23 protein-coding genes and 1 pseudogene are annotated in these 25,186 nt (G+C 39.1%); 8 read left to right on the forward strand and 16 right to left on the reverse strand.

What is annotated here, in order from left to right; genetic code table 11:
- Positions 1 to 445 precede the first annotated feature (445 nt).
- The 4 genes from HC000_RS05225 (at position 446) to HC000_RS05240 (ending at position 1,850) form a co-directional block, all read left to right on the forward strand.
- Complete coding sequence (locus tag HC000_RS05225) at positions 446 to 652, forward strand: cold-shock protein (protein ID WP_011330013.1); 207 nt, start codon at positions 446 to 448, stop codon at positions 650 to 652.
- Between the two features lie 188 nt (positions 653 to 840).
- Complete coding sequence (locus HC000_RS05230) at positions 841 to 1,050, forward strand: cold-shock protein (RefSeq protein WP_011329603.1); 210 nt, start codon at positions 841 to 843, stop codon at positions 1,048 to 1,050.
- Between the two features lie 190 nt (positions 1,051 to 1,240).
- The gene (locus HC000_RS05235; protein ID WP_007377377.1) at positions 1,241 to 1,450 is read left to right on the forward strand and encodes a cold-shock protein; all 210 of its coding nucleotides are present in this window, start codon (positions 1,241 to 1,243) and stop codon (positions 1,448 to 1,450) included.
- Between the two features lie 190 nt (positions 1,451 to 1,640).
- Positions 1,641 to 1,850, forward strand: coding sequence for a cold-shock protein (locus HC000_RS05240; protein ID WP_011330012.1), 210 nt, complete (start codon positions 1,641 to 1,643; stop codon positions 1,848 to 1,850).
- Positions 1,851 to 2,866: 1,016 nt separating this feature from the next.
- On the opposite strand, the gene HC000_RS05245 is transcribed toward HC000_RS05240, so the two are convergent.
- Complete coding sequence (locus HC000_RS05245) at positions 2,867 to 3,346, reverse strand: hypothetical protein (protein WP_179807124.1); 480 nt, start codon at positions 3,344 to 3,346, stop codon at positions 2,867 to 2,869.
- Positions 3,347 to 3,638: 292 nt separating this feature from the next.
- A complete protein-coding gene (locus tag HC000_RS05250) occupies positions 3,639 to 3,908 on the reverse strand; it encodes a hypothetical protein (protein WP_179807125.1) in 270 nt (89 codons plus the stop codon).
- A 265-nt stretch (positions 3,909 to 4,173) separates the two neighbouring features.
- Here HC000_RS05250 and ykgO point away from each other — a divergent pair, with 265 nt between their 5' ends.
- Complete coding sequence (gene ykgO, locus HC000_RS05255) at positions 4,174 to 4,308, forward strand: type B 50S ribosomal protein L36 (RefSeq protein WP_179807126.1); 135 nt, start codon at positions 4,174 to 4,176, stop codon at positions 4,306 to 4,308.
- 83 nt (positions 4,309 to 4,391) lie between these two features.
- Here the strand turns inward: ykgO and HC000_RS05260 are convergent, their stop codons facing one another.
- The 6 genes from HC000_RS05260 to HC000_RS05285 all read right to left on the reverse strand — a co-directional run bounded on the left by HC000_RS05260 (position 4,392) and on the right by HC000_RS05285 (position 9,345).
- Positions 4,392 to 4,778 (reverse strand): OsmC family protein, encoded by a 387-nt coding sequence (locus HC000_RS05260; RefSeq protein ID WP_011330009.1) that lies wholly within the window; start codon positions 4,776 to 4,778, stop codon positions 4,392 to 4,394.
- A gap of 10 nt (positions 4,779 to 4,788) precedes the next feature.
- Positions 4,789 to 5,178 (reverse strand): cytochrome b562, encoded by a 390-nt coding sequence (locus tag HC000_RS05265; protein ID WP_011330008.1) that lies wholly within the window; start codon positions 5,176 to 5,178, stop codon positions 4,789 to 4,791.
- A gap of 216 nt (positions 5,179 to 5,394) precedes the next feature.
- Positions 5,395 to 6,174: a kinase gene (locus HC000_RS05270; protein ID WP_179807127.1), complete on the reverse strand. Its 780-nt coding sequence runs from the start codon at positions 6,172 to 6,174 to the stop codon at positions 5,395 to 5,397.
- Positions 6,175 to 6,347: 173 nt separating this feature from the next.
- A complete protein-coding gene (locus tag HC000_RS05275; RefSeq protein WP_179807160.1) occupies positions 6,348 to 7,589 on the reverse strand; it encodes a uracil-xanthine permease family protein in 1,242 nt (413 codons plus the stop codon).
- Between the two features lie 24 nt (positions 7,590 to 7,613).
- On the reverse strand, positions 7,614 to 8,243 hold the full coding sequence (upp, locus tag HC000_RS05280) for a uracil phosphoribosyltransferase (protein ID WP_011330005.1): 630 nt from the start codon (positions 8,241 to 8,243) through the stop codon (positions 7,614 to 7,616).
- Positions 8,244 to 8,388: 145 nt separating this feature from the next.
- Complete coding sequence (locus HC000_RS05285; protein ID WP_179807128.1) at positions 8,389 to 9,345, reverse strand: phosphotransferase; 957 nt, start codon at positions 9,343 to 9,345, stop codon at positions 8,389 to 8,391.
- Positions 9,346 to 9,812: 467 nt separating this feature from the next.
- Between HC000_RS05285 and HC000_RS05290 the strand changes: the two genes are divergently transcribed.
- Complete coding sequence (locus HC000_RS05290) at positions 9,813 to 10,364, forward strand: outer membrane beta-barrel protein (RefSeq protein ID WP_179807129.1); 552 nt, start codon at positions 9,813 to 9,815, stop codon at positions 10,362 to 10,364.
- Positions 10,365 to 10,483: 119 nt separating this feature from the next.
- On the opposite strand, the gene HC000_RS05295 is transcribed toward HC000_RS05290, so the two are convergent.
- The 5 genes from HC000_RS05295 to HC000_RS05315 all read right to left on the reverse strand — a co-directional run bounded on the left by HC000_RS05295 (position 10,484) and on the right by HC000_RS05315 (position 19,817).
- The gene (locus tag HC000_RS05295) at positions 10,484 to 12,739 is read right to left on the reverse strand and encodes an acyl-CoA dehydrogenase (RefSeq protein WP_011330002.1); all 2,256 of its coding nucleotides are present in this window, start codon (positions 12,737 to 12,739) and stop codon (positions 10,484 to 10,486) included.
- Between the two features lie 303 nt (positions 12,740 to 13,042).
- A complete protein-coding gene (locus HC000_RS05300) occupies positions 13,043 to 14,071 on the reverse strand; it encodes a zinc-binding dehydrogenase (protein WP_179807130.1) in 1,029 nt (342 codons plus the stop codon).
- A 9-nt stretch (positions 14,072 to 14,080) separates the two neighbouring features.
- Positions 14,081 to 15,493, reverse strand: coding sequence for a TolC family protein (locus HC000_RS05305; protein WP_179807131.1), 1,413 nt, complete (start codon positions 15,491 to 15,493; stop codon positions 14,081 to 14,083).
- Positions 15,486 to 18,638: a multidrug efflux RND transporter permease subunit gene (locus tag HC000_RS05310; RefSeq protein ID WP_179807132.1), complete on the reverse strand. Its 3,153-nt coding sequence runs from the start codon at positions 18,636 to 18,638 to the stop codon at positions 15,486 to 15,488. Before HC000_RS05310 ends, HC000_RS05305 begins: the two co-directional genes overlap by 8 nt.
- A gap of 9 nt (positions 18,639 to 18,647) precedes the next feature.
- The gene (locus HC000_RS05315) at positions 18,648 to 19,817 is read right to left on the reverse strand and encodes an efflux RND transporter periplasmic adaptor subunit (protein ID WP_179807133.1); all 1,170 of its coding nucleotides are present in this window, start codon (positions 19,815 to 19,817) and stop codon (positions 18,648 to 18,650) included.
- Between the two features lie 118 nt (positions 19,818 to 19,935).
- Between HC000_RS05315 and HC000_RS05320 the strand changes: the two genes are divergently transcribed.
- Positions 19,936 to 20,874, forward strand: coding sequence for a LysR family transcriptional regulator (locus HC000_RS05320; protein WP_011329997.1), 939 nt, complete (start codon positions 19,936 to 19,938; stop codon positions 20,872 to 20,874).
- A gap of 3 nt (positions 20,875 to 20,877) precedes the next feature.
- Here the strand turns inward: HC000_RS05320 and HC000_RS05325 are convergent.
- Both HC000_RS05325 and HC000_RS05330 read right to left on the reverse strand, forming a co-directional pair.
- A pseudogene (locus HC000_RS05325) lies at positions 20,878 to 21,501 on the reverse strand (GGDEF domain-containing protein); the annotation flags it as partial.
- On the reverse strand, positions 21,498 to 22,361 hold the full coding sequence (locus HC000_RS05330) for a DUF6279 family lipoprotein (RefSeq protein ID WP_179807134.1): 864 nt from the start codon (positions 22,359 to 22,361) through the stop codon (positions 21,498 to 21,500). The pseudogene HC000_RS05325 and the gene HC000_RS05330, both read right to left, overlap by 4 nt.
- 512 nt (positions 22,362 to 22,873) lie before the next feature.
- Between HC000_RS05330 and HC000_RS05335 the strand changes: the two genes are divergently transcribed.
- Positions 22,874 to 23,599, forward strand: a complete 726-nt coding sequence (locus HC000_RS05335) for a tetratricopeptide repeat protein (protein WP_179807135.1) — start codon at positions 22,874 to 22,876, stop codon at positions 23,597 to 23,599.
- 118 nt (positions 23,600 to 23,717) lie between these two features.
- Here HC000_RS05335 and HC000_RS05340 read toward each other — a convergent pair whose 3' ends face one another.
- On the reverse strand, positions 23,718 to 25,139 hold the full coding sequence (locus HC000_RS05340; RefSeq protein WP_179807136.1) for a coniferyl aldehyde dehydrogenase: 1,422 nt from the start codon (positions 25,137 to 25,139) through the stop codon (positions 23,718 to 23,720).
- Positions 25,140 to 25,186 lie beyond the last annotated feature (47 nt).

Consider the following 25,186-nt stretch of genomic DNA (forward strand, 5'->3'; position numbering starts at 1 on the left):
GAGCCCGTATATAAGCTAGCATCTAATTTATTTCAATTTTATTTTTGACATTAATAGGGAGTCCATATAAGACCCTAGTGTTAGTAATTTAACTTCGTACAGCTCATTATCTTGCTGTATATAATAAAAACTGTAATTAACAAGTAATTCATCTTTTAAGTTACTGCTTAATATAACGTTCTTTACCTGAAATAATTTAACAAATTATAATCCGTAAAAGCCAGTACGTTTTGCTAGTGGTAAAAATAAATCTAAATAAAACTTGATGTCCGGCTGAGGTTACTGTTAAAGTACTTCGCATCGGGTTGATAGAAAGCCCTGTTTATTTGTAAGTACCACGTTGTTATTAGTAATAATCCTTCGCGCTATCCTCAGTTAAATATATGTTTTCTTACTCTTTACATTGCCTTATATAGGGCGCACTTTAATTTTTTAGGATACTACTATGTCTACAACAACTGGTTCAGTTAAATGGTTTAATGAAGCAAAAGGTTTTGGTTTTATTGAACAAGAGTCTGGCCCTGATGTTTTTGCTCATTTTAGCGCAATTACTAGCGATGGCTTCAAAACTTTAGCTGAAGGCCAACGTGTACAATTTACTGTTACACAAGGTCAAAAAGGCCCGCAAGCTGAAAATATTGTTTGCATCTAAATTGTTTAATTTAATGGGTTAGTAATAACCCGTTAATGAATATTAGTTTGAAAGAAGTTCTGTTTATTTGTACGTACCACGTTGATATTAGTAATAATCCTTTGTGTTATCCTCAAGTTAAATATTTTTTTTCCAGCTTAATCGCCTACTTTCAGGCACATTTTTTATTAATTTCTTAGGATACAATTATGTCTAATACAACTACTGGTACAGTAAAGTTTTTTAACGAAGCTAAAGGTTTTGGTTTTATCGAGCAAGAATCTGGCGCAGACGTTTTCGCACATTTCAGTGCAATCTCTGGCGACGGTTTCAAAACTCTAGCTGAAGGCCAACGTGTACAGTTTACTGTTACACAAGGTCAAAAAGGTCCACAAGCTGAAAACATCGTTTGTATCTAAGATGTTTAAGTTGATGGGTTATCTATAACCCATCTATTTATATAAGTTTGAAAGAAATACTGTTTATTTGTAAGTACCACGTTGATATTAGTAATAATCCTTCGCGTTATCCTCAAGTTAAATATAGGTTTTTTCCAGCTCAATCGCCTATTTTCAGGCACACTTTTATTAATTTTTTTAGGATATAATTATGTCTAATACAACTACTGGTTCAGTAAAATGGTTTAACGAAGCAAAAGGTTTTGGTTTTATCGAGCAAGAATCTGGCGCAGACGTTTTCGCACATTTTAGCGCAATTTCTGGCGACGGTTTCAAAACTCTAGCTGAAGGCCAACGTGTACAGTTTACTGTTACACAAGGTCAAAAAGGTCCACAAGCTGAAAACATCGTTTGTATCTAAGATGTTTAAGTTGATGGGTTATCTATAACCCATCTATTTATATAAGTTTGAAAGAAATACTGTTTATTTGTAAGTACCACGTTGATATTAGTAATAATCCTTCGCGTTATCCTCAAGTTAAATATAGGTTTTTTCCAGCTCAATCGCCTATTTTCAGGCACACTTTTATTAATTTTTTTAGGATATAATTATGTCTAATACAACTACTGGTTCAGTAAAATGGTTTAACGAAGCAAAAGGTTTTGGTTTTATCGAGCAAGAATCTGGCGCAGACGTTTTCGCACATTTTAGCGCAATTTCTGGCGACGGTTTCAAAACTCTAGCTGAAGGCCAACGTGTACAGTTTACTGTTACACAAGGTCAAAAAGGTCCACAAGCTGAAAACATCGTAGCTATCTAAGCTGTTTTAGCTGATGCGTTTTTAATTTAAAGCGCACTAAAAACCCACTCATAGCCTGACTATAGTGGGTTTTTTGTTTTACTTTTCTATATTTATAGCATTACTATTTAACTTGAACTTTGGTTAAGAAATTTAATAACACATGGAACTGTATAATATTTTAATTGCTTTTCTTCTAGTTAGAGATTTTAATAGGGGGAAAGAGAATTTACGCGCCTAAAGCTAGCCTTTGACAATACCTATGTAAGTACTAATTTTAAATATAGCCCAATATACCCATATCATCTTCAAAGACACATCCCAATAAATCTTTTTAGCCTGTGACGTCAACGCCTAGTATCAAATAAATCACTTTGCTGACAATCAGCTTATTACCTCTTTAGCTTTCAAACGAATACAGCCCATATAAACAGCTCTAACAGCCCTATTTACCAACCATCAACCTTCTAACCTGGGAAGTTCAGTTAGGAAGGTTTTTGGCGTAATAGGTCTTATCGAATGAATTACAATATTACGCGTCGTCATTCCTTTACCGTGTAAACATAATACTTTGTTGTTCATTGAGGTAAAGTGGAGTTGATTTCTTTACAGAGAGAGGCACAAGCCACCATTACGGTTGCAGGGTATATTCAACTCAAATTAACCGCCTTCACCCTTCACCTATTTTAATACTTTTGCGGCTTTCTTTACAAAAGTATTAAGCTTCAAGTTCTTTCTGATTCATGTTTTCTACCTTTCACCCATTGAAAAGTACTTAAGCATAATTTATTACAGGCTCGATAAGTTACGTATTAATTCAGCTAGCAGTGGTAAAGCTACTCAGGAAAATATGTGTCGCACGTCAAGGTATTGCTTTTCTTTCACATTTCATGATTAGAAATTACATACTTGTAGAGTTACTACCAAGTGTTATTATAGCAGTCAATAATCGCGAAATAATACAAGCTGGACTCGCAGCTTTTTAGACTTTATAAAGCCACGATTAAACTGATAAACACATGAAAAGTTAAGTTTGATTATACTTTGTTGTTAAAAAGCAAACCTGAGTATTTATTATCTGAAGATGATGAAAATAGTGAATCCATTAAAGTAGATACATTTTTTCGCACTGTTAACTGTATCGACGATAGCTCACTGTCGAGTTGCTTTTTAAGTTTACTTAGTTCTTCTGCTGTTTCTTCTGTTGGCGTATCAGAATTATTGGTCATTTCTTTTATTTTATTCTGCAAGTCCTTAATTGATCCGATAGCTTTATGCATTTGAACTGCTGAGTTGTCGCTCGAATCTTCTGTTTCGGTGCTGATGAGCGGCTTTATGTCTTCAATAGTCTCAGTTGAGCTCGTTGTTTTTTCAGCGCTTTTATTTAAAGAAGTATCTGGTTTAGCCTCTGCGCTTTTACTAGGATCATCCATTTTTACAGTGTTTTTATTTAAATTACTTAGGTTTGAATAGCTATTGTCATTGTATAACTGTGAAGAAAGAGCTCCAAAATTCATTTTTACCTCATGTGTCTAAATATTGACGATTTTATTTCTGTAATTACAAGCAAATATCATTCCAAAGATGTAAGTAATCAATAAAATACTGAAATTATAAATAGATGCCGGAATTACTTTTTAGTATAAGAGGTTATTGTGTTTACTTTGAAGCACTAAGGAGCGTTTAAGAGAGTTAACCATTTGAATTTAGTAATTTAAATTCAAATGGTTAACTAAAAATTGTGCGTATATAACTTGAAATGAAGTGATTAACAGCTGAAATTTTTAGAGAAAACTTCTCTTACTAATTTTAATTTTGGTGTTCATACTGCCCTCTATATACCTCAAATACCTTTAATACTGTGTGTTGTTCTTTTGATAAATTATCAAACCAGTGATCAAATAGATCATCGTTATCTTGTTCACTTAATGCCATATATTGGGCAAGTAACTCAATAATATCATTATGGGTGCAAGTTAAAGGGTTTACTTGTTGTGCTAAAACACTATGGTCGCGCTCTTTTAGAGTATCCATTACCCCTTGATCTATTTGTTGTTGTTTTTGTATTGCGTCGCTCATATGTTACCTCTGAGATCTACTGTTTATGCTGTTTTTAACGAATGTAATTATAGTTATAACAGGCTAAACGCCAATAGCCAGCACTTTTGGTTTAACTGCTCATTTTTTGATTTGTTTGCATAAATAGCCAGCAATTATGGTTTTTAAATGCTTATTAAATAATTTTTTGAGTGGCTATAGATCCTGATTAATAAAATGATATAACATCACATAACATAATGCTGTTATGAGAATTTCCCTATTTTATTTATTAATGAGGTATAAAATGAAAGTATTAAGTTCGATTAAAAGTGCTAAACAGCGTGCAGGGTGTCAAGTTGTAAAACGTAAAGGACGAGTATTTGTGATTTGTAAGGAGAACCCACGCTTTAAAGCTGTTCAGGGTATGAAAAAGAAATAGCATTTGACCACTATCACTTTATAAAGCAGTCACTGAATGTTGTGTAACACTCAGTGACTTTAATTAACTACTTATTTAACTATCTATTTAACTACCACTGAAAATTCAGGTACTGCCTGAATTACTTTTTTCACGGTGCAGGTATTTACCGCGGCAACCAGTGCTTTTTTATACTTATCAGGGAATCCATCTGGGAGTGTTATCTCAATAGAAAATAACTTTTTACCATCTTCATCCACATTTTCGTTATTTTGCTTAAGTGACATCCCTTGTGTCGAAATATCGCGTTGTTGGCAAAACTTTCTTGCATAAAAACCTGCACATAACACCATACTCACTAAAAAGTAATCAAACGGTTCTGGGTGCTCTGCGTTGCCACCTGCAGCCAAACTCTGATCGCTTATCACTTCATGATCGCCAAATTTAGCACTGAGCTTTTGGCCATCTAACATTGCAACTGAAATTTCCATCGAGGGTCCCTTATTTTCCAAATAGTAATTCAAAAAAGCCTGGAGGCTCATGTAACTCATGGTACTTTTTACGTAAATTATCTATATTTTTTAGTGGCTGTTTAGCCGCACTCAAACCTTGCAGGTTAGCAGCTTGTTTTGCAAGCTCAGCCTGAGCAATGACTTTATCAAGCCCTTGTAATGATTGCTCTGGTTCTTTATAAAACTTAGCTGTTTTACTTATTTCCACTAACGAGATGAATTCATTAATCGCAAGGTTAAACTCGTCAATATTAGTCGCTTGCACTGCTTGTTTATATGCAAGCCCCGTGTTTTTCATATTAATTTCAAGGTCAACTGGCGCGCTGGCAATTGAGACTGATGACGTGAGTAAAATAAAAACAAAATAAAAGTACTTCATGATAAACCTTTCAATTAAAAACTCCGTCGATTATACCAATAATACGCTAGTAAGTAACCGCAAATGAAAGTGTGTAATGTTTAGCCTTGTTCGCTGTGTAAAGCCCCTTTACACTTTAGATGCAAACTTAAAGAGTAAAGAGCGACTTTTTTGAGGAGCTTAGTAAACTCAACCTTGTTATAGCAAGCCACAGTTGCTGCTGACATAACATTTTAATTAATCAGCTTTAAACTCCAAGCAACTAATTTCACGTTGCTCGTTAAGTGTTACAAGGGCGTTTGCTGTTGATGCTAGTGTGTTTAAATTTTCTCGAGTGACACGCTCAAAATGAGCAATAAAGTATCTAAGTTGGGCGTCATTCATAGTGCCTGCACCTTGCCCTTTTAAGGCTATAAGCTTTTGCTCTTGCTCTTTTCGCCATGCAAATACGGCAGCAAAACTAGGGGCTTTAAGCATCACTAAATAATCAACTTTAGCAAAAATGTTTAAATATTCTGTTTTTAAACAATTGTTCACATAGTTACGCCAAACACCTTGGCTATCTGCATTTTGCTCTAACTCATTTAATGGCGCAGTTAATGCTGATGCCGATTGTGCCTTACTACCTACGCACCACCCTTCTAAAATAATAATATCGACAGCGGTATTATTACGCGGCCACTCGTTATGTGGCGCACTGTCATCTAAATGCTTATTAAAATGAGGTAGAGGCACACCACTGTGCCCTGCTAGTAACTGCTCAAGTGTGCTTTTCATTAAAGCTACATCGTGCGTGCCGGGTACGCCGCGAGTGGCAAGTAGCGGGTGTACATTTTTTGCAAGCTGCAGTCGGCGCTGCTTAGTAAGGTAAAAGTCATCAATAGAAAGCGCTATGCTATTAAACGAACTATTTTTTGCCAACCAAGTTACTAAAAAATCAGCCAAGGTGGTTTTACCCGAGCCTTGGCTGCCATTAATAGCAACAAATAACGGAGTATTGGTTTTTTTAGCGTGCAATATATTTTTTGCTACCGGAATAAAAAACTATTCACACTGCTGTTGATAGCTTATTGGTAATTGATGTTTTGCTAAAAAATCACTGATATCCATATTTCTATTGCGCCTTTATTTTAGCTAAAAAAATAGCGCATATATATGCGCTATTAGGTTAGTTTAACTTATCTATAAATTTAAGCTGCGTTTTTCTTCTCGGCTTTTGGTAACACTAAGTTTAGCACTATGCCTAAAATAGCGCAGAGGCTTACGCCTTCTAGGCTAAACTGACTACTGCCAATATGCATTCCACCAATACCACAAATCAAAATAAGCGCTACTATGCTTAAATTACGCGGTTCGCTTAAATCATCCCCAGATTTAACTAAAGTGTTTAATCCGATCACTGCAATTGAGCCAAACAATAAAATCATAATGCCGCCCATAACCGGCACTGGAATTGTTTGTAAACTTGCGCCCATTTTAGCTATAAAGGCTAAAGTAATGGCAATAATTGCAGTCCATATCATCACTTTTGGGTTAAAGTTTTTAGTCAGCATTACCGCACCGGTTACTTCTGAGTAAGTTGTGTTTGGCGGCCCACCAAACAATGATGCTGCTGAGGTAGCTAATCCGTCGCCAAATAGAGTGCGATGTAGCCCTGGATTTTTCAAAAAATCTTTATTGGTAACTTGGCTAATCGCCATCATGTCGCCAATATGCTCAACAGCGGGAGCAATCGCCACCGGCACCATAAACAAAATGGCTTGCCATTTAAACTCAGGTAAAACAAAGTTAGGCACAGCTAACCACTGTGCGTTAGTTACGGCGTCAAATTGCACCACGCCCATAGCAAGCGATAAACTATAACCTGCTACCACCCCTGCTAATATTGGAATAAGTTTAAATACACCCTTACCCCATACCGCTAATATAAGCGTAACCACTAAAGAAAATAATGAGATGTAAATAGCACTATCATAAGCAATAATTTGCGTGCTGCCGTCACCACTTTTGCCCATGGCCATGTTTACGGCAACCGGTGCTAAAGCTAGGCCAATAACCATAATAACCGGCCCGACTACTATTGGGGGTAATATTTTATGTAGCGTTTCAGTGCCTTTAAATTTAACTAAAAAGCTCAATAGCATGTAAGCAAAACCAGCCGCCATTAAACCACCCATAGTGGCAGGTATGCCCCACATTTGTATTGAGGCAATAATCGGTGCAATAAAAGCAAACGATGACGCTAAAAATATGGGTACTTGGCCTTTAGTAACAAACTGAAATAATAGCGTACCTAAGCCCGCAGTAAAAAGAGCAACACTTGGATCAAGCCCTGTTAACAGCGGTACTAGTACTAATGAGCCAAATGCTACAAACAACATTTGCGCACCAGTAAGTATCGTTTTTATTGAGAACATGGCATTGTTTTTCATCGTATCGTTTTGCACTGTTTTCACTTAAACCGTACCGAAAATTTTATCACCTGCATCACCTAAACCAGGCACAATATAGCCTTTATCGTTTAAGTGGCTGTCTACCGATGCAGTATATATTTCTACATCTGGATGGGCAGCTAATGTTTTTTCAACCCCTTCAGGGGCTGCAACTAATACAATTACCTTGATTTCTTTACAGCCTGCTTTTTTAAGCATATCAATAGTGGCAATCATAGTGCCGCCTGTTGCAAGCATAGGGTCTATCACTAAGCTTAAACGCTCATTAATATTACTTACTAGCTTTTCAAAGTATGGAATTGGCTCTAATGTTTCTTCGTTTCGCTCAAGGCCTACAACACTTACTTTGGCAGCCGGCAATAACTGCATCACACCGTCCATCATGCCTAAGCCCGCACGTAAAATAGGCACTACAGTAATTTTTTTACCTTTAATATGCTGCACATTTAACTTTGTGCCATCCCAGCTGGTAATTTCGTTGTCTTCTAACGGTAGGTTTTGAGTTGCTTCGTAGGTTAATAAAGTACCTACTTCAGAGCACAATTCACGAAAGCTTTTAGTGCTAATTCCATGGGAGCGCATTAAGCCTAATTTATGTTGAACAAGGGGATGAGTTATAACGTGAATAGCCATATTAAAAAAACCTAGTGATAAAATTTGCGATATTTTATAGTAAAAAAGTGCATTTGGCCTGCAGTTTTCGTTAAGTTTTCACAATTGCTGCCAAATAACATTATTTTGCCTGATATTAAGGCAATATACCTAATTCAAGCGTTAATTAAATGTGTTTTTTTAACTCACTCTTTACGTGAAGCAACATGTAACTGTTTATTTTTTTATGCTCTGGACTCCACCCTGCTAAAAAACGATAAAAATCGGCCCAAGCAACACTCCATAAATTGCGCCAATCGTTAATCACTTTACTTGCCTCTACCTTAGGATGATAAACGCCTAATGCTAACTTCAATTCGCTAAAATACCACTCTAAACAACTATCAGCATGCTGATGCAATTGTGTTTCGTTAAAGCAGCTTGTCATAAAATACATCACGTCTATAACCCCAACACCAGCACCTACATATTGAAAGTCGTACCCTAGCACGTGCTGCTGTTTGTTTATGGCAAAATTTGCCAGCTTGGCATCACCATGAATTACTGTTTTATATGCACTATTGCATAATGTCGTATTTAGCTTAGCTGCAACCTGCTTAATAGCTGATTGCTGGAGCTTTGTAAGCTCATCGGGACGCGTACTTAAATGCCAATAATTGCCCTGTGGCCATAACTTTTCAGCCGCGTGAGTAACAGCTTCAATTGTTAGATTAAACGCATGAAAATGCGCTAACCATTTAATAACCTCGCGATAGTCTTGAGGCAAAGCTTGTACATAGCCCTGCTGGGTAAAATCGTTAAACGCCAGCACATATCGCTGATCATTTTGGATTGCGGCTAAACAGCCAATAGCAGCAGCGTTATTAGGTAACTGCTGGCTGCAATCATTATAAAAGTAGTATTCAACATTATAAGATTTACGCTTACGATTAACAGCAAACGCCGTTTGTTTAATCTTTGGGTGATTTATCACCTCAGGAATATTCACCGCCTTTATAACACACGCCTGTCCGTCAAGCTCACAAGCCACTATGCTGCCACAACCACTCCACAAAGAAGTCAGCGTAGCCCCCACTTTTATCTGTTTAAACTGTTGCTGTAATAAAGAAAGGTAAAAAGCCATAGCCGCACTTAATATTAATAAATTTTAGTTAGTTTAACGCAAAGCGTTGTTATTATAAAAAGTGTTATTTAATAGTAAAAACTACTTAAGTGACAAAGAACAATTTTATTTATAAATTTATTTTCATTAACGTTAGCTATTACCTCTATTCATCTTTAAATCAAAAAACAGAAAACAATTAGCAGCATTGCTCAATACACGCTCACATACCGCTCACATACCGCTCACAATTAGTATGATAAGTATCCCAACCACACCACTATTGTAAATAACTCAATAAATACAATAACTTAACATTAGACACTTGCTTTTGTATGCGCTATTCTCTCGCCGATTTCATCTCTATAACATCATACATGCTGCTTACTTGGTGTAACGGGCTAAATTTTTTAGTCGTTAAAACCTGAATATGCTTTATGAGAATTATCTTTAAATCGTACTTTTAAAATATCAAAATAGGAAAAATAATGAAAAAAACATTCCAGGGAACTTTGCTGCTATCTTCTTTATTACTAGGCTCTTTTGTACAAGCGAATGAGCTAGAACCAGTACCTCAAAAACATTGGAGTATTGGAGCGGGTGCTTACGCGTTCACATTAGCCAATGACAATAGCTCAAGCGAAGATTTGGATTTTAGTGGTTTTAATATAGCTGCGGGTTACGCTGTTAATAATCATTTTCAAATTAGAGCTACCTACTTCTCATTAGAAAATGACGACTTTTCGGCGATAGAAAGTGATGGATTCGACCTAATGGCTTACGGGGGTGTGGGTTTGTCTAAAAAAGGCTTTAGAGGCTATGGCGGCGCAGGTTTCTTTTCAGACAAGTGGAGTGCTTTGAGTGAAAATGAAACTATGTCAGGCTTTCAACTTGGTGGCGGCTTAGGCTACAACTGGGGTCCTGCAGCGTTAGATTTTGTTTTAACTCTACGCCAGGCTGATGAATATGAAGATTTTATGTACCGCACAGGCACCTACGTTGCTGTATCGGGTAACTTAACTATTTCTTATTTATTTTAAATAGCTCCTCATTAAGTTACAAAAAGCCCCTCAATTAACTTTTGTGGGCTTTCTTTAAAAACGTAAAAAGCGCCCAAACTTCAGGCGCTTACATTGTTGAATTTATTTACACTGAGTGATTACTGGTTTACAACACTTTTAAGTGGGTTAACCGGTTGTGCGTTGTCGTCAAGTAAGTTCATATCAAAATCGAACTCATCTACACGAATCGCTTTTTCGCGCTTAGTGTTGTAATCAATAAGCTGAGTATGTTCAGCTGCTGTAATTACATTAGCCGCAAGTGCGTTATCAAGTGTGATTGAAAAACGAATACCCGCTTTAATTGTTTTAGCACGCAGTGCTTTTTTAACTTTAGCCAACTCACCAAGCGATGCCATTTTAGCTTTGTACGCTTGCTCGTTAATATAATGTCCATCACCTTTAACTGGCTTAACTAAATGCGTAATTTGCGCTTTAAAGGCCGTATCTAGCTGAGCTTGCTTAGCTAGTTCACGAATTAAGTCGTCGCTAATTTTTGGCATTTTAGTTGAGTAGTTCATGGTAATAAAACGCATGAACTTACGCGTACCACTTGCAGGGAAGTTATCTAAAAACTTGTGCAGCGCTTCTTCAGCACTTTGTAGTGCAAAGCGAGTAGCATAATGAAAATACGGTGCTGCTTGCTCACGTTCACTACTTGATACTTTTTGCTCGTAGTATTTAATTGACGCCATTGCCGCGTATAAAAAGCTCATTACATCACCTAAACGTGCCGACAACATTTCTGCTTGCTTAAGCTTACCGCCAAGTACAAGTAGCGAGAAATCTGCATATACAGCTAATTTAGCTGACAGTTTATGTGCTGCTTTTTCGTATTCACGTACTTCTGGTAACGTTGAACTTGCACCTGCTGTAAATGGTAATACACCCAAGCGGAACGCACGTAAGCTGTTTGCTACGCTGTAACTTACTGTTTTACGTAAAATACGGTTAAATTCTTTATCTGCATTTTTATCTTCGCTATGAATTGATTCAACCATAGATTGTAAGTATGGATGACAACGCATTACACCTTGACCAAAGATCATCAGGTTACGAGTAAGAATATTCGCGCCTTCTACCGTAATAGCAATTGGCTGTGCTACATAACCGCTTGCTAGCGTGTTTTGTGGACCATTTTGAATTGCTTTACCCGCTTGAATATCCATTGCAGAGTCGAGTACATCACGGCCCAACTCGGTCATGTGGTATTTAGCAATTGCAGTTACTACCGATGGTTTTAAGCCCATGCCTAAGCCTTCAGTTGTAAGCACTCGCATTGCTTCTTGTAGGTATGTTTTACCTGCAATATCGGCAAGCTTTTCTTGAATACCTTCAAACTGGCCTATTGCTAAACCAAATTGCTCGCGCACAGCAGCGTACTCAGACGCTGATTTAAATGCAACTTGCGCCGTACTTACACCCAGTGCTGGTAATGAAATACCACGCCCTGCGCCTAAACAACTAACTAGCATTTGCCAACCGCGACCAATGTTTTTCTGGCCACCAATGATAAAGTCCATAGGTACAAATACTTTGTTACCACGCGTAGTACCGTTATAAAAACGAATATTCATAGGATCATGGCGATTACCTAACTCTACACCCGGGTGCTCTTTAGGAATAAGCGCACAGGTAATACCTAGGTTTTCTTTACCGCCAAGCAAACCATCAGGGTCAACAACTTTAAATGCTAAGCCCAATACAGTCGCAATAGGCGCCAGTGTAATGTAACGCTTGTCCCACGTAATTTCTAAACCAAGTACTTCTTCACCGTTGTACATGCCTTTAGTAACTGTACCTAAATCTGGAATACCACCTGCGTCAGAACCCGCTTCTGGGCTAGTTAATGCAAAACATGGAATGTCTGTACCATTTGCTAAACGTGGTAGGTAGTGTGCTTGTTGCTCTTGCGTACCAAAATGCAGTAATAGCTCACCTGGGCCTAACGAGTTAGGTACCATTACTGTTACCGCTACTGCAGAGCTTTTAGTGGCAATAGTGGCTACAATTGTTGAGTTAGCGTATGGGCTGAACTCTAAACCGCCAAACGATTTAGGAATGATCAGCGAGAAGAAACGCTCTTTCTTTAAAAAGTCTAAAATGTAATCCGGTAAATGAATGCCATTTTGAATTTCGGTGTCATCAATCATACCCAACAAGTCTTGCAGTGGGCCATCAATAAAGGCTTTTTCGTCTGCGCTTAATACTGCAGCGGGCACGGCGCGTAGTGCACTAAAGTCAGGTTTACCTTGATAGATAGACCCTTCTAACCATACATCGCCGGCGTCTAGCGCTTCTTGTTCAGTAATTGAAATACTTGGTAATACTTTTTTTAATTTTGTACGTAAACTCATGATTGAACTCATCCGACCAGATAATAATGACTACATTACGTCATAAAAATTCGATTAGATCAATTACTCTATGCAAATAATTAACAGTTTTTTCAATTTATTTTCTTTACGTGAACGTAAACTGTTTAAACACAAGGGCTTACGGCTATGCGCTGAAAAACATTATTTTTCTTCATTTGGCTAATTAAACAACAAAACTTAGCTAAATCACGCCTTAAAAATAAAGCTACTTTAAACGGGCATAAAAAAAAGCAGCATAATTATATGCTGCGTTAATTAGTATCCGCTCAATTATAAAATTAACTAAGTGCTTATTTTAACCACTTGTTTGCCGGTAAAACCGCCGTCTAATTGTTTATGCAGTGCTGCTGATACTGCTTGTGCGTTAAAGTCGACAGCTGTAATTTCGGGTGTTTTAATGTCACCACTCAAAGCACCTTCTATTAATAAGTTACCCATAAAACTTAAACGTTGCTGGGCACATAAACTATTTGCCAACCAAGCACCTCCTAAGGATACAACACCAATATTGGGTGCTCGACGATACATTAGCTCTTGTTCAAAATGTGGCAATGGGTTTAAACAAGCAATTCGCCCACAAAAACGCATTAGTTCTATATTGCGTATTGTAGAGGCGCCACCAACGGTGTCTATTACCGCATCAAAGCCTTGTGGGCCAAGCTCTCGGCGAATTTTTTCGCATAAGTCTTTATCCTGGTAAGCAAATACCACATCGGCGCCTAATTGTTTCACCAATTTATGATTACGCTTAGCTGCTGTGGTAAATACGTCGGCACCGCGCTGCTTTGCAAACTGAATGGCAAACTGCCCTACAGCCCCTGCGCCACCGTCAATTAATACGGTATCGCCCTCGGTAATATTAATTTTATCTAGGCTTATAAGTGCAGCCATACCGGCACAAGGTAAAGTAGCCGCCATATCGCCTGAAAGCTCAGCAGGAACAACCGATACAGCATAGTTAGCTACTTTGGTATATTCACTCAACGCCCCTTGATCGCCAATACTGGCATGCCACATTACACGCGTGCCAACGCCCGGGAAAACACCTTTACCAGCCTTTACCACTACGCCAACGGCATCAAGCCCTAAAATATGTGGATATTGCCACTTACAAAAACCCGATTTAGCAAACAAGCCATCAACTGGGTTTAAGCCAACATATTCAACTTTAATAAGCAGCTCGTTGTCTGCACACTCAGGAACAGAGTACTCAACATCGGCTAAACAAATTTTTTCATTAGGCTCAGGCAATACAATTGCTCGCATAGTCTGCGGTAGCGTGTATTGCGGTGAAATATCAGTATCAGACATCAAAAAACTCTACTGGTTAGTATTATTTAACGCATAACTCCATCGCCCGTTAAATGATTGGTAAGCATTTACTTTAGCGAGCAGTGATGAAATCGTTGAATCAACAGCATTTTCTTGAGCTATTAGAACATCCCGACGCGCATCTAACAACTCTAAGTAAGGAATTTGCCCTTCTTCGTACATTGCTTGCGCTTGTAAAAATGCTTTATTCGCAAACTGATAACGCTGCTCAGCAAAGCTCTTTTGCTGAGCTTGGTTGACCAACAATTGCAAAGAAAGTTCACTTTCGCTCAGCGCTTGGAGTATCACTTGTTGATAATCGCTATAAGCCGCTTGGGTTAAAAACTGCTGTGCGTCGCGCTGCGCTAACAATGCCGGGTAGCTCAGTATTGACCACTGAATTTGCGGAGCCACCTGCCATTGCTGCTGTGTATCACTAAGGCTATTACTACCAATACTAAGCACACCTGCAAAGCCACTTAAGCTTATATCTGGTAATAACGCTTTACTTGCAGCAACACTTAAACTATTTGCTTGGCTAAATGCATAAAGTGCTTGGCTAATATCGGGCCTAAGTGCAATAGACTCATTAGCATCATTTAACGATACGGTAAATTTATGCTCTAAAATGGCTTGCTCATTAGTGAGTTTAACATTTTGTGCTAGTCGTCCGCTAAGCACAGCCAGTGTTGATAAATCGCGATATTTAGCGTATTCAATTGCCGGCATTAGTGCTTGTTGTTGCTTAAGTTGTGCCATAGTACGATTTAAATCAAGCTCGTTTGCTACGCCTTCATCAACCTGGGCTTGAAGTACCGCAATACTTTGCTCTAGTGCGTCTATTTGCAACGTAACAATGTGCTGCTTTTGTACATTACCTTGATAGCTCACAAAGCCTTTAACAACCGACGAAACCACTTCAATTTGCAATAAACGCACTTGCTCGGCTTGGCTCATGGCCGATGCATTCGCTGCATCAACCAATGCCGTAATACGACCAAATAAATCGAGCTGCCAATTAAGTGCTAAATTAGCACTCGATTGACGACTGTTAGTATCGCCTAAACCACTGCGCTGCGCGCCAATTTCTACCCCGCCTTGCGGTAAATACTGCGCTTGTTGCTCACCTAAGCGCGCCAAGGCGCTTTTAAGTACTAACTGACTGGTTTGTAAGTTGTGGTTATTGGTTAATGCGTCTGTAACCAACTGATTTAACTGAGCTGATTCTAGCTTTTGCCACCAGTTTGTCTCATCAATATTATTAAGCTCGCTGGCTATATTGGCACTAGCTATAAACTCACTAACCACGTTTTGCTCGCTGGCAGCGTCAATTTTAGCGGCGCAACCCGATAACATAGCAGCAATTAATATAGCGCTTGTGGTAAGCGACGTTTTAAGGCTTTTTTGCACTAATTTAATCATGTGATACCTGCTGTGCTTTTTGCTTTTTATTGGCTACTAACATATAAAATACCGGGGTAAATAATAAGCCGAATACGGTTACTCCTATCATGCCTGCAAATACAGCATTACCCATAGCGTGGCGCATCTCGGCTCCCGCACCCGTTGCTAATACTAATGGTACAACGCCCGCGGTAAAGGCTATTGAGGTCATTAATATGGGGCGTAAGCGCATTCGACATGCCGCTAACATGGCATCTAAATGTGATAAACCGGTTTCGTGTTGATCTTTGGCAAACTCCACCATAAGTATCGCGTTTTTAGAGGCCAAAGCCACCAGCACAATTAATGCAATTTGCGTAAATATGTTATTGTCTGAGCCCACAAACCACACCCCAATTAGCGCCGAAAATATGGTCATAGGTACAATCATTATAATTGCCAGTGGTAAACGTAGGCTTTCGTATTGTGCAGCCAGCACCATAAATACCAGCAGTACCACTAACGGAAATACATACACCATAGTATTACCCGCAAGTACTTGCTGATAGGTTACTTCGGTCCACTCATATTCAACACCTGAAGGTAGCGTATCGGCAAGTACTTTTTCAATCGCAACTTGCGCTTGGTCTGAGCTATAACCTGGCGCTGGGCTGCCATTAAGTTCTGCACTTGGGTAGCCGTTGTAATGCATTACTCTGTCTGGGCCTATGGTAGGAGTTACCGTTAACACTGATCCTAATGGCACCATATTACCCGCACGATTTCGTACTTTTAAGTGCAATATTTGTTCTGGATCAACGCGATAATCGGCGTCAGCTTGCGCATTGACTTGGTAAGTACGGCCAAATAAGTTGAAGTCGTTTACATACACTGAGCCTAAATATATCTGTAGCGCATTAAACACTTCATCCAGTGGTATGCCTTGAATAAGTGCTTGTTCACGGTCTATATCTATATCCATTTGTGGCACTTGAATACGAAAACTTGAGTACAGGCCAACTAATGCAGGGTCTTGTTGCGCTTTGGCTATTACCGCCTGTAGGCTATTAAATAATGCTTCAAAGCCTTTGTTTGCTCTATCTTCAATTTGTAATTTAAAGCCACCTGTGGTGCCTAAACCTTGAATAGGCGGCGGCGGAAATACCGCTACAAATGCTTCGTCAATTGCTGCAAAGCGCTGATTAAGTTGCGCTGCAATTGCCATGGCAGATAGGCTAGGATCAGTCCGCTCACTAAAAGGAGCTAAGGGCGTAAATACAATACCGCTGTTAGGGCTGTTGGTAAAACCGTTAACCGATAACCCCGGAAAGGCAACCGTATGGGCAACGCCAGGCACTTCTAGCGCTATTTGTTGCATTTGTTTAATAACCGCTTCGGTACGATCTAGGCTCGCAGCATCAGGGAGCTGTGCAATCGCCACTAAATACTGTTTATCTTGCTGAGGAATAAAGCCACCGGGTACAGAGTCAAATAACTTAATAGTACCGCCCACTAAAGCAACGTAAGCAACCATGACCACCACGCTCATGCGGATCAGCTTTTGTACCAGTTTTTCGTAGCCTTTAGCGCCACGATTAAACACGCGATTAAAGGGTGCAAATAACCAACGACCAAATAGTTTATTTAACAACCGCGTAAAAGCGTCTGGCTTTGCGTCATGGGGTTTTAATAATAATGCAGCGAGTGCTGGGGATAAAGTCAGCGAGTTAAAAGCTGAAATAATAGTAGAAATAGTAATGGTTAAGGCAAATTGCTTATAAAACTGCCCAGACAACCCGGTAATAAACGCTGTAGGAATAAATACCGCACTAAGTACCAAGGCAATTGCAATAATAGGGCCGGTTACTTCACTCATGGCAACGCGGGTTGCTTCAAGTGGCGACAGACCTTTTTCAATATTACGCTCAACGTTTTCTACCACTACTATGGCATCATCTACCACAATACCTATGGCCAATACTAAACCAAACAGCGACAAGGTATTAATAGACACTCCCAGCAACTGCATCACTGCAAAAGTACCAATGAGTGAAACAGGCACCGCAATCAATGGAATTATAGATGCACGCCATGTTTGTAAAAATACAATCACCACAATAACAACCAATGCGATTGCTTCTAGCAAGGTAGTAATTACCGCATCGATAGAGCCGCGTACAAATACTGTAGGGTCGTACACTATGTCGTATTCAACACCGGTAGGAAAGTCTTTCGCTAAACGCGCCATGGTTTCGCGTACTTGATCAGAGAGCTCAATTGCATTAGAACCCGGGCGTTGGAATATTGGCATAGCCAGTGCTGGTTGATTATCAAGCTCAGCGCGCAGTGCATAAGTGTCTTGCCCTAAATCTACACGAGCTATATCTGATAAACGGGTTAACTGCCCTTGCTCACCTACTTTAATAATAACTTGTTCAAATTCTTCAATACTGTTTAAACGACCTTTAACATTTAACAATATTTGAAACTGGCTGTCGTTCGAAATTGGCTGAGCGCCTAAGCTACCCGCAGCAACCTGCTGGTTTTGTGAGCGCAGTGCACTTACTACATCCGATGCGGTTAACTCGCGCGATGCTAAAGCATCGGGATTAAGCCACACACGCATAGAATATTTACCGCCACCAAACAGGCGAATATCACCTACGCCCGATAAGCGTGCAATTTCATCTTTAATATTTAAATCGGCATAATTTGATAAATACGCCGTATCGTGGGTGTTTTCAGGAGAATATAAATGCACCACCATGGTTAAGTCGGGCGATGACTTTTCGGCTACCACGCCTAAGCGCTGTACTTCTTGTGGTAAACGCGGCAATGCGCTATTTACTCGGTTTTGTACTTGTACTTGTGCTCGGTCTAAATCGGTGCCAAGCGCAAACGTCACCGTTAAGGTCATACGACCATCACTAGTGGCTTGTGAAAACATATACAACATGTTTTCGGTGCCATTAATTTCTTGCTCTAATGGCGTTGCTACCGTTTGTGCAATAACGGTTGGGTTTGCCCCCGGGTAACTGGCTGTTACCACTACGGTAGGTGGAACAACTTCTGGGTATTCACTTACTGGCAGTTGAAATAATGAAATTCCCCCTGCTATTAAAATGATTAACGACAACATCGCCGCAAATATTGGGCGCTGGATAAAAAAGTGCGAAAACTTCATCAATAAACCTTATTGTTTAGCGACTAACTGGTTGTTGCTATTACCTAAAGTAAATGCAATTCCACTGGTATCAATAGTGACGGTATTAGGAGAAATTGGCATACCAGGTCCGACGCGAGCGGGGCCATTTACAGCAATCACATCACCCTCTGTAAGGCCTGCAGTAATCGCGCGTAATGAGCCATAACGCTCTCCAACGGTTACTAATTTATATTGCAGAACATTGTTTTCGCCGACCGTAAGTACAAAGCGATTTTTTAAATCTGTACCTATTGCTCTATCTGGCACTATCACTGTTTCAGTAATTGCATTAGCGGCTAACTTAATACGCGCAAACGAGCCTGCACGTAACTGCCCGCTATTATCTGCAAACACTGCTCGCACGCGTAAAGTACCCGTAGCGGCGTTAATTTGGTTGTCAATAAAGTTGATGTAACCTGAATAAGCAAAATCATCTTGACCTACCTTTTGCATTACCACAGGTTGGCGGCTTGCTGCACTAACATCATTAAACGATGAATTCCAAGTGCGCTCGTCTATATCAAAATAAGCGTACATTTTTTCATTTGAAACAATCGACGTTAATACGCTTTGCCCCGCTAAAATATTATTACCTTTAGTAATATTAGCGCGCGAAATAATGCCATCTATAGGCGATACAACTGAGGTAAATTCTAAATCAAGCTGCGCCGATGTTAACTGTGCTTGTAGCGCCACTAGTTGCGCTTCGCGTTGGCGCAGTGTTGAAGTACGTGCTTGTGCTTGCTCAGTTGAAATAGCTTTACGCTGCGTTAAGCGTACCGCACGGGTTGCTTCACTGCTTGCTTGTTCAAGCGCTGCTTTTGCACTGTTAACTTGCGCCTCAAGGCTGGCAACCTTGGCTGTAAATGAACGGTTATCTAATTGAAATAACACGTCGCCCTTATTTACCAAGTCACCTTCGTTAAACTCGATGCTGTCGATAACACCCGATACTCGTGGCATTAAAGCAACTTCTTGAGGCGATTCTAAGCGAGTTGTGTAGGTGTGCCAGCTTTGTACCGGTTTAACAATAACCTTGGCAACATCTATTGGCTGATGTTGCGCTGTTGGAGCCGACTGAGCCGTGCTTTCATCGGCACAACTTGTAAGTGTTAAGGATGCTGTAGCCAGTGCTACAGCAATTAAATGTTTGTTCATTACGACGCTCCTTTATAATTAGCGTTGCATGGTACGGAACAATCGTGCTGACAAAAATAATAGATTTCTAAATTCATTAATGCCAAAATGGCATCAATAAACTATTTTAGGTAATATTATGGATACAACTAGTCGACTTTTAATGTTACTTGAAGTGGTTGAACAAGGCTCTTTTGCCAAAGCAGCTGAAATACGTAATATTGACCGCTCCGTTATATCAAAACAAATTAGCCGTTTAGAAGATGAGCTTGGCGTGAGGTTGTTAAACAGAACAACACGTTCTTTTTCGCTTACTGCAGCGGGCGCCGAAATGATAAAAAAAGCAGCCGACCTTAGAGAGCTGCTAGGTGAAACCCTGCGCATGGCCGAAAACTATCACCAAGAGCCGCGTGGATTATTAAAAATAACAGCGTCAACCATTATTGGTCGCCGTTATTTACAACCTGTTATTAATGATTTTCAAAAACGCTTTCCACAAGTAGAAGTAGAATTACGTTTAGATGACCGCTTGGTCGATATAGTATCTGAAGGGTTTGATTTAGCATTTAGAATTGGCGAGCCAAAAGATTCATCGCTCATTGCGCGTAAAATTGCCCGTAATCGTTTATTAATATTAGCAACACCTGAATTTGTAAAAACCTATGGCATGCCTAAAACTATGAGCGATCTGGCTCAATTACCGGCGGCAAGCTATAAAAGCAATGCATTTAGAGTGGATGCAATAAATTACTATAACGATAAAGGTGAGGCTTGCGAGCAAAAAATAAGGAGTGTGTTTCGGGCTAACGACGCTGAAGTATTGCTAATGAAAACACTCTCTGGCACCAGTTACTTTTTGGCGCCTGCATTTTTACTCGATAACGAAGTTATTGATGGCGAGTTAGTGCCATTACTTACCAATATAAAAATAATGGACCACAGTGCTATGTATGCGTTATATCCACATCGCGACTTACCGGTCAGAACGCGACTATTTTTTGATGCTGTGCGCGAGTATTTAGGCAAAGATAAACCGATTTGGGAAAACAGTATCCCAAATTTTGATCACATGTATTAATCGCTATATAAGCGTTGTTTTGTCACTTTTAACCGCTGGATAATAAACGCTATTGCGCCCTAAATCTTTGGCTTTATAAAGCTGTTTATCGGCTGCTTTAAGCAATTCATTGAGTGATTGTTGGGGTTTATAATTTGCAACGCCAATACTTGCTGTTAGGTTTATTTTATAGTTATCAACGTTTATGTATTTATTTTCCAGTGCAGCTCTTACTTTTTCGGCAACAGCAAGCTCTGCATGCTCACTATTAAACGAGCTTATAAGTGCAAACTCCTCGCCCCCGACCCTAAAAACATAACCTTTAGCAAAAGTGACCTTTAATAGCGTGGCTACTTCTATCAATACTTTATCGCCCACATCGTGGCCGTATTTATCATTTATTTGCTTAAAATAATCTAAATCAACTAAAAACAAGTAAAGCTGGGCACGCTTACGTAACTCAACCGAAAAATAATGATTCATTGCCAAACGATTACCCGCTCCGGTCAGAGGGTCAAGCATGGCAAGGTTTTTAAGTCTTTTTGAAAACGATGCGCGGCTACTTTCAAATGTATGTGAAATAGCCCAAATAACAATATAAGCAAATAATATATTTATAAATAAATTCAGTGAAGTAAAAGGAGCTAATCAGCAATAAGATCGTCCACCGTTTCTATCAACTCAGCAAAGTGCTTATTTACGTGGCGGCGTTGTTTATCCGATAAAGTACTATTTAAACTAACAAGCAAATTTACATGAGCCATTAAATTAGCTTGGTTTTTGGCCGCTAATTCTTCACTAATAAAATATTCACGATCGGTAATTATAATGCTCATTTGCTGCTCAAACTGTTCAACATTACGCAACTCATAATTAAAAGCCTGTTGCAGTGCGTTTAACCTATTTTGCTTATAACGCTGCCAAAGCACAAAGGTATTAATATACTGCTCGTTAGCTACTGTTATGAGCTGTGTTTGCTGCTTAGTTAATTTCCCTAACCAATCTTTATAATAACTAAGCTGCTCTTTTAGGCGCTCTTCGCTAAGTTGTTGCGTCGTTTGCTCTTGATACTGTTTTAACTCGTCAGCTAAGTTAGCTTGTATGTTAGTTACAAGCTCTTGTTGTTGCTTGGTACTGAGCGTTTTAGCCAATTCTATTAAAGGCGCTTTAACCTGTACTAATAAATTGTTCCAATGCAATTTAGCTACAGTAACCTGCTGTGTTAAATCGCTGATATTAAACTCACTATTAAATGTTTTTTGTAACTTGATAAGATCTTGCTTGTACTTAGGCAGCTCTACCTGACGATGCCAATTACGGGTTTGTTTAATTATAATTTTAAGTTGTTTTGCTTGGCTACTGTTTAGGTCTATGTAGTCATCTACCCAAAATGATGATAGCCAAGGTAAATTGTTATAAGCAAAAGAAGTAGAGCAGCTAGCTAAAAGTAAAAAGCTGATGACTACCATTGCATGTATTATTTTTTTTGTATTTATTTTAATTAACATAACTCTCCTGCGCACACACAAATTTGATAATAGTTTTTATTTGCATTTGACTTCAACTTAAATCTAACTGATAATCACTCGCATAAGTTAAATGTACCGACCTCAGTGCCCAAGGATGAATTTTCAGCACGGATGCTGTTATTTTATTTAAGCACGTAATACTTATGTAGCTCAGGTTTTAATAAACAAAGTTTAGCTTACATCTTCATTTTTCATATTAGTGACGGTTGATATGACCCAAAAGCCCGAAAGGGCTTTTTTTACTGCTTTAAATTTTTTGTAATATCTGTATCTTACACTGCTAAAACAACTCTGCTCGGCTTTAAGCTATAATAAGCGTACTTTGCATTTGCTAATGCGGTGCTTAATACTAAAGCCAGCGTAATGCATAACAAGCAATAAACTTTGCACTTAATTTTTAAACGTTGCATTACCTCATTTAGCGCAAAATTTTAAATAGAATAATGTTTAAATAGTACACATTGCAACTATCACTTATTGGAGACATTCTTATGTCACAGTTTAATTTAAAAACCTTACTCCTAGCTGGCATTTTACTTAGTAGCCCTTTCGCTCATGCTGGGTTAGAGGAAGGGATCAAAGCCGCTAATGAAGGCGAATTTGCACAAGCACTAAAAGAGTTTAATTACCTAGCAGATAAAGGATTTGCCCCTGGTATTTATGAGCTGGGTAAATTATATGAAGGTGGGTATGGTGTAACGCGTGACTACCGTAAAGCTGCTCAACTTTATCAACAAGGGGTAGCAAAAAATCACCCCGATTCTATGTTTGCTTTAGCCGTTTTATACAATGAAGGCAACGGGGTAAAACTCGACAAACAAATGGCAATAAAGTTATTTGAACAAGCGGCAAACAAAAACCTACCCGCTGCACAATTTAACCTAGGCGTTATGTATGCCAATGGTGATGGCGTAAGCGTAGATTATGAACTTGCTAAAACGTGGTATGAAAAAGCTGCAGCCAATAATTATACTTTGGCGCAATTTAATTTAGCTTTAATGTACTTTGAAGGCTTAGGCATGCCTAAGAATTTAGAAAAGTCATATATTTGGAACACCATTGCCGAGTATAACGGCAATATGCAAGCAAGCCATAGTCGCAAGCTCGACGAGCAAAAAATGCTGCCTAAAGAAGTTGAAGAAGCAAAAGAAAAAGCCGACGCTATTTATACCAGAATTTTAGCCGGCACTTACGCTGGTGAAGGGCGGTTGTTTTAATAAACTGCTTTAAACGCTGTTTTAATTAATTGCTCTAAAACAGCGTTTAAATAACAAGGCTAAGCTCGCTAATACTAACTAATGCAGTAAGATGAGTTTAGCCTTTTTGTTATATTCACTACTTTTTAATATAAAGCCACTTTAATAACTTAATTAGTACTTTGCTTTGTTTAAGTAGCATGCCGATACGTGGATTGAATGATCCAGAAACCAGCGTGTTTTTAGCATGGCTAAAGGTTAAAAACCCTTCATTAGCATGATAATGCCCCATTCCAGAATGCCCCACTCCACCAAACGGCGCATCATCGGCAGTTACTTGCACTAAGGTGTCGTTAACCGCAACAGTACCACTTAGTGTTTGCTTTATAATATATTCTTGAATTTGTTTATTTTGCCCTAAAATATACAAGGCTAATGGGTGATGATGATGCTTTATATAACTTATTGCGTGCTCTAAGTTGGTGTAACTCATTACAGGTAATATTGGGCCAAATAGCTCATCTTTCATTAATTGCATTTCATCGGTTACTTGGGTGGCAATATGTAGCCCCATTCGATGTTTATCTGGGTCTTGCTGGTTATCTTCAAGAGGTTTAATTATGGTTGCGCCTAGCTGCTGTGCTTGTTCTAAATAACCAGATAAGCGTGCATAGTGAGCGTCGCTTACAATAGAGGTTAAATTTTTACCTTCTACCCCTTGTTTGTAGTGTTTCTTATATAATTCACACAAGTGTTGCACCAACTGATGCTCAAGCTCTTTGGGTACAAATACATAATCGGGGGCAACACAAATTTGCCCAGCATTGGCCATTTTACCAAAGAGTATTGCTTGCGCCGCTTTTTTAATATCTGCTTTTTCAGTAATAATAACAGGCGATTTACCGCCAAGCTCTAAGGTAACTGGCGTTAAATTAGCACTTGCAGCGCCCATTACTAACTTACCTACCGCAATTGAGCCTGTAAAAAACAGGTGTGCAAATGGCAGCGATGAAAACTCACTAGCAACGTCACTCCCCCCTTGTATTATTTTACAATGCTGCTCTAGTTCACCACTAAATAGCTTTTCAAGCACTTGATTGGTGTGGGGGGTAAACTCACTGAGCTTCAACATTGTACGATTACCCGCTGCCAATGCGGTAATAACAGGCACAATGGCAAGCTGTATTGGGTAATTCCAAGGCGCTATAATGCCAACCACGCCTTTAGGCTGGTATGTTACGCTCACCTTTGAAGGCCATAAGCTTAAACCTACTGAGCGCTTGCTTGGCTTAGACCACTTTGGTAGCTTTTTTATGGTATGTGCTAAGGCTTGCATGGTGGGCAATATATCGCCTAGCAAGGTATCAAATGCGGTACGGTAACCAAAGTCTTTTGATACTGCGTCTATCAGCTCTTGCTCAAACTCTACAACGCGACTACGCAATTGCTTTAACACTGTGATGCGTTTATTAATCGACAAGTAAGGAGTTTTTATAAAGTACTGTTGTAACTCATCAAATTGTGCAGTTAACGAAGGTGTTTGCGGTGCGTCGATAGTCAAAATAGATTACTCAAATTTTAAAGTTATTTGAGACTATAACCTTGTTC

Origin of the sequence: Pseudoalteromonas sp. MIP2626 (genome assembly GCF_013414205.1) — a bacterium.
Classification (GTDB): Bacteria; Pseudomonadota; Gammaproteobacteria; order Enterobacterales; family Alteromonadaceae; genus Pseudoalteromonas; species Pseudoalteromonas nigrifaciens.